At 69.3% G+C, this 2,463-nt stretch carries 2 protein-coding genes; one reads left to right on the plus strand and one right to left on the minus strand.

Annotation, left to right across the window (positions count from 1 at the left end; translation table 11 throughout):
- Positions 1 to 251: 251 nt before the first annotated feature.
- Positions 252 to 668, minus strand: coding sequence for a Fur family transcriptional regulator (locus AB0H32_RS47915; RefSeq protein ID WP_361135923.1), 417 nt, complete (start codon positions 666 to 668; stop codon positions 252 to 254).
- 160 nt (positions 669 to 828) lie between these two features.
- Here AB0H32_RS47915 and AB0H32_RS47920 point away from each other — a divergent pair, with 160 nt between their 5' ends.
- Complete coding sequence (locus AB0H32_RS47920; RefSeq protein WP_361135926.1) at positions 829 to 2,280, plus strand: catalase; 1,452 nt, start codon at positions 829 to 831, stop codon at positions 2,278 to 2,280.
- The last annotated feature ends 183 nt before the right edge of the window (positions 2,281 to 2,463 follow it).

A 2,463-nucleotide genomic window follows, 5' to 3' on the forward strand; every position in this document is an offset into this window, starting at 1 on the left:
TTCAAATCCTGTCCCCGCTACTGAAGGCCGAGGGCCGGAAACCAGAGATGGATTCCGGCCCTCGGTGCGTTTGCGTCGAGGGCGTCGAGTGCGTTGGGCACAAGAGACGGCGCAAGAAGAGGCAACGGCCCGAGAAAGCAGGACGGCCCAACAAAAAAGGGGGCTTGCGCCCCCTGGGTCTGGGTCAGGCCTCCGTCAGGTCTCGGTAACCCAGGTCTCGGTAACGCAGGTCACGGTCACGCAGGTCTCGGTCACGCCCCTGCGCAGGCCGGGCACAGACCCCGGTACGTCACCTCGACGTCCGAGACGGTGAAGCCGAAGCGCTCGGTGTCGGGAAGATCGGCGAGCGGGTTGCCGGTCGGATGCACGTCACGGATCGCACCGCACCGGGCGCAGACCAGGTGGTGGTGCGGCCGGTGCGCGTTCGGGTCGTACCGCTTGGCGCGCTTGTCCGTGCTGACCTCGAGCACCTCGCCGAGGGTCACCAGCTCGCCCAGCGTGTTGTAGACGGTCGCCCGGGAGATCTCGGGCAGCTTCGCGACGGCCCGCGCGTGGACCTCGTCGGCCGTCAGGTGAACGTGCTCGCCGTCGAGAACCTCGGCCACGACGCGACGCTGCGCGGTCATCCGCCATCCGCGTCCGCGCAGCCGTTCCAGAAGGTCGCTCATGCGGTCCAGCGTAACAGCAAGGAGACCAGGTTCCGAATAGGTGTGACTTTGGAATCTTGTTTGACTTGGATTAAGTCCAATGTAAGATCAAGCCTGACTTTGGTCAAAGGACAGGGCCGGTCGGCGACAGGACCGGTGGGCAAGGACGCAGGAGGCGCACGTGACGCAGGGACCGCTCACTACGGAGGCCGGGGCTCCGGTAGCCGACAACCAGAACAGCGAGACCGCGGGCGCCGGCGGCCCGGTGCTCGTGCAGGACCAGCTCCTGCTGGAGAAGCTCGCCCACTTCAACCGTGAGCGCATCCCGGAGCGGGTGGTGCACGCGCGCGGCGCCGGGGCCTACGGCACCTTCACGGTGACCGCCGACGTCACGCCGTACACGCGCGCCGCGTTCCTCTCCGAGGTCGGCAGGCGGACCGAGGTCTTCCTGCGCTTCTCGACCGTGGCCGGCAACCTGGGCGCGGCGGACGCCGTCCGCGACCCGCGCGGCTTCGCGCTGAAGTTCTACACCGAGGAGGGCAACTACGACCTCGTCGGCAACAACACCCCGGTGTTCTTCATCCGGGACGCGATCAAGTTCCCGGACTTCATCCACACCCAGAAGCGCGACCCGTACACGGGCAGCCAGGAGGCGGACAACGTCTGGGACTTCTGGAGCCTGTCGCCCGAGGCCACGCATCAGGTGACCTGGCTGTTCGGCGACCGCGGCATCCCGGCGTCCTACCGCCACACGGACGGCTTCGGCTCGCACACCTTCCAGTGGAACAACGAGGCCGGCGAGGTCTTCTGGGTCAAGTACCACTTCAAGACCGACCAGGGGATCAGGAACCTCACCGCCGGGGAGGCCTCGGTCCTCGCGGGCGAGGACCCCGACTCCCACCAGCGCGACCTGCGCGAAGCGATCGAGCGCGGGGAGTTCCCGAGCTGGACCGTGGGCGTGCAGATCATGCCGGCGGCGGACGCGGCGACGTACCGCTTCAACCCGTTCGACCTGACCAAGGTGTGGCCGCACGCGGACTACCCGGTCGTCGAGATCGGAAAGCTGGAGCTGAACCGCAACCCGCAGAACATCTTCGCCGAGGTCGAGCAGTCGATCTTCTCGCCCGCGCACTTCGTCCCGGGCGTCGGCCCGTCGCCCGACAAGATGCTCCAGGGGCGCCTGTTCGCGTACGGCGACGCGCACCGCTACCGCGTCGGCATCAATGCCGACCACCTGCCGGTGAACCGCCCGCACGCCACCGAGGCGCGCACCCACTCCCGTGACGGCTTCCTCTACGACGGCCGGCACGGCGGCGCGAAGAACTACGAGCCGAACAGCTTCGGCGGCCCGGCCCAGACGGACCGCCCGCTGTGGCAGCCGGTCGCCGTCAGCGGTACCACGGGCGATCATCCGACCCCCGTGCACGCCGAGGACGACGACTTCGTGCAGGCGGGCAACCTCTACCGGCTGATGTCCCAGGAGGAGAAGGAACGCCTGGTCTCCAACCTGGCGGGTTCGATCGCGCAGGTCTCCCGCGAGGACATCGTCGAGCGGGCGATCGGCAACTTCCGTGCCGCGGACCCGGACTTCGGCAAGCGGCTGGAGGCGGCGGTGCAGGCGCTGCGCGGCTGAGCCGACGGCACTGCCTCTCCCGGTGCCTCAAGAGCCTGGGGGAGCGCCCCCAGGGCGGGGCGGTCCCCCCGGGGCGGGGGGGGCGGGCCGGTTGCCGGTGTGATTACGCCCGAGGCGGGTTCCGGGGCCGGGCGCCGCCGCGGGTTGATTGGGGCGCCCCGAGGCTGACGGCCCCCACGCCGC

Origin of the sequence: Streptomyces sp. NPDC020362 (assembly GCF_040642095.1) — a bacterium.
GTDB lineage: Bacteria > Actinomycetota > Actinomycetes > Streptomycetales > Streptomycetaceae > Streptomyces.